The sequence below is a fragment of the Sphingorhabdus sp. genome, from assembly GCF_023910635.1.
Taxonomy (GTDB): domain Bacteria; phylum Pseudomonadota; class Alphaproteobacteria; order Sphingomonadales; family Sphingomonadaceae; genus Sphingorhabdus_B.
Genome location: NZ_JAAVVZ010000058.1, coordinates 1 through 2858, shown reverse-complemented (window position 1 = coordinate 2858; position 2858 = coordinate 1). Strand labels below are relative to the sequence as shown.

The 2858-nt window shown below is 55.9% G+C and carries 4 protein-coding genes and 1 pseudogene; all 5 read right to left on the bottom strand.

Annotation, left to right across the window (positions count from 1 at the left end; genetic code table 11):
• Positions 1-720 (bottom strand): tRNA pseudouridine(55) synthase TruB (gene truB, locus HEQ34_RS14055; RefSeq protein WP_296201530.1); only part of this gene is annotated, 720 nt, incomplete at its 3' end.
• Positions 721-752: 32 nt separating this feature from the next.
• Positions 753-1184, bottom strand: a complete 432-nt coding sequence (locus HEQ34_RS14050) for a DUF6491 family protein (protein ID WP_296201529.1) — start codon at positions 1182-1184, stop codon at positions 753-755.
• A gap of 43 nt (positions 1185-1227) precedes the next feature.
• Positions 1228-1809, bottom strand: a complete 582-nt coding sequence (locus tag HEQ34_RS14045) for a thymidine kinase (protein ID WP_296201528.1) — start codon at positions 1807-1809, stop codon at positions 1228-1230.
• A 6-nt stretch (positions 1810-1815) separates the two neighbouring features.
• On the bottom strand, positions 1816-2694 hold the full coding sequence (locus HEQ34_RS14040; RefSeq protein WP_296201526.1) for a S9 family peptidase: 879 nt from the start codon (positions 2692-2694) through the stop codon (positions 1816-1818).
• Positions 2691-2858: pseudogene (locus HEQ34_RS14035) on the bottom strand (ribosome-binding factor A); the annotation flags it as partial. The gene HEQ34_RS14040 and the pseudogene HEQ34_RS14035, both read right to left, overlap by 4 nt.

Sequence of the window (2858 nt, the reverse complement as noted above, 5' to 3'; positions counted from 1 at the left end):
TGCCTCTATCGGCAAGATAATGTCTTCTTGGGTGGCCCCTTGGCCGAATGCATTCAGTTTGTCCAGCGAAATCGCGCCATTCAGGGCAAAAGGACCTGCCCGCGTGCGGCGCAGCATAGAGACATGGCCCACAGTACCCAAAGCATATGCGACATCTCGCGCTAAGCTTCGGATGTACGTGCCTTTGGAAACGTCGGCAGTCAGTGTAATTGACGTCAATGGGGCGTCACCGGGAGAAGGAGGTTCCGCCTGCCGGACCGAAAGCCCGTATACCGTCACCACCCGCGACTTCATCTCGACCGTCTCCCCTGCCCGCGCCAAATCATAAGCGCGCTTGCCATCGATTTTAATCGCCGAATAGGCAGGAGGTATCTGTTCAATTGGACCGGTAAACTGCGCCAGCATCTGCTGCACCTGTTCGAGCGTTGGCCGAACCTCTGAAGTTGCAACAACATCGCCTTCAGCATCGAGGCCGCTGGTCTCAATCCCAAAGCTGATTGTGAAATCATATGTCTTTGACGCGTCCAGCATCCGACCACATAATTTGGTGGCCTCACCCAAAGCGATTGGCAGAACGCCCGTTGCAAGCGGGTCAAGCGTGCCGCCATGACCGACCTTGACCTTGCCGAAACCGGCAGAACGCAAGTTGCGCTTTACGGCTGCAACGGCCTGTGTTGAACCCAACCCAAGCGGTTTATCGAGGATGATCCAGCCATGCATGCCCGCTCTTTAGGGCGCCGCGTGGCATCAAGTCAATTTGAAGGCGCAGCAACGTCCTTGCCTGCAGCCAGTGCCTGCTTGCGAAGCTTCTGCCGCTCTTTGCGTGGCAAAGGTTTGCTCGCCGTTACCAGGCTGGCAACCTGGCATTTGTCGCCAGCAACGATGATCGTGCTGAACTTATCAAAGGTTGCCGAACCGCGCGTATCAAACCCAATGGCTTGCGCGAAGTTGAGTTCCTGACATCCGCCGAGCAATTCCGCATAATACCAGCGCCGTTGCCTGTCCTCCAGCCAGATGCCTTCACTGCCATCAGCTTCAAAATTGCGGATTGCGCCTTGGTTCGGAAAATTAATCTTCGTTTCCACGCCGACCTCGGGCCACACATGCGGCTCAGGCTTTTTGGAATAAGCGGGGGCCGCGATGGCGGCTGCGACCAACAATGAGAGCATGGCATTTTTCATCATAGGCCAGATGATATGCCTTTCTTGATGAACGGCAAATGAAAAGTCAGCCTAACCCGCGCGCCTCGTTAAAATGCTTTCGGCACATTGCGATATAGCGATCATCGCCGCCGATCTCGGTTTGGGCGCCGTCAACCACGGCTTTACCGGTCTCATCAACCCTTAAATTCATTGTCGCCTTGCGGCCGCAGTCACAGACACCTTTTAACTCAACAAGGCTGTCCGCAATGCCCAGCAACGCAGCAGAGCCGGGGAAAAGTTCGCCCTGAAAGTCGGTGCGCAAGCCATAGCAGACGACCGGAATGCCGGCCTTATCGGCCAAGCTGGCGGCCTGCCATACCTGTTCCTTGGTCAAAAACTGCGCTTCGTCGATAAGTACGCACGCCAAAGGCGTTTCTGCGTGCTGGGCCAGGACAGCACCCTCTATGTCGGTGGTGCTTTCAAACCGGCTTGCATCGCCGGCAAGTCCAATGCGCGAGCTGATGGCGCCGAAACCGGGGCGATCATCAATCGCAGCGGTCCAAAGCATGACCTTCATGCCGCGCTCGCCATAATTGAACGCGGCTTGCAACAATGTGGACGATTTGCCGGCGTTCATTGATGCGTAGTAGAAATACAGCTTGGCCATAGATGACTATTTCAATCCGTTAAGCCAGCGCACAAAATGTCGGGCAAGTTGTATCCGGTGATCTGAAAACGAATGATCGGTCTTTAGCATCGTTGCTGTTGCCGAGCCTTGGCTAGCAGCCGCGAGCATAGCCGCATAATCCCGGCCAAGGCCACGCTCCGCATATACCAAGGCCAACGGTCGGTCGGAAATCGTCGTCACTGTTTTTCGCAGATCCAACAACGCGGGATTGGCGCGCATTTCTAGAAGAAGCGCGTCAGCGTTCGTACCATCTAACGGCTTTAAGTCGTCGGCCAAACCAAGTTTGAACGCCATCTCAGCGTTGCGTTCGGTCAGGCCGCGCTCCTCTGCGGAAATATCCCAAGGGTCTATCAAATACGCACCCGCCAAACCAGATACGTCCGCCATGGTCCGGGCCGCCATCATTCCGCCCATGCTATGCCCGGCCACAGCAATCCGACTTGGCGCATGTCCGGTCTGTTTGATAAAGGATTCCGATTGCAGCCATCGTGCCGCATTTCGGGCGTCCTCGATGCAATTCACAAAACTAAAAGTTCCGTCGCTTCCCCAACTTCCCCTGTAATGCAATGTCAGAACATCCCAACCCGCGCGACGGGCAGCCTGCGCAAGATCCAGATTTTGTTCGTTGCCGGGAAAACCATGCAGCAGCAAAAGCGCGGGCTTAGGACCGTCACCAGCGGCGAGATAAAGCAGGGCGTTGATTTTTTCCGTACCGGTCGGCAACTGAAACGCGACCATCCCTGCCGGGTTTGCCGCATCAGGCATCGGGTCTGAAATCGCCGCGTCTGGTAACGGGTTAAGCTCCGCAAATGCCGGGGTAGCGCAGACTAGTGCCGCCGCTGTGATCAAGCGCCGAACGATCATTCGGCCTCATCGTCTGTGAGATCTTGCTGAACCTTGGGCTGCGCCAACAAGCCTTCGATATGCGTAGCCTGGTCAAAGCTGTCATCTGCGAGGAACTTCAGCTTCGCCGCATATTTCATGCTGACCCGCGACGCGACTTCCTTTTGGAAAAACGCGGTGTTGGT

Coding starts and splice junctions, on each gene's coding strand:
- HEQ34_RS14050 (WP_296201529.1), bottom strand. CDS start 1,184: ATGATGAAAAATGCCATGCTCTCATTGTTGGTCGCAGCCGCCATCGCG.
- HEQ34_RS14045 (WP_296201528.1), bottom strand. CDS start 1,809: ATGGCCAAGCTGTATTTCTACTACGCATCAATGAACGCCGGCAAATCG.
- HEQ34_RS14040 (WP_296201526.1), bottom strand. CDS start 2,694: ATGATCGTTCGGCGCTTGATCACAGCGGCGGCACTAGTCTGCGCTACC.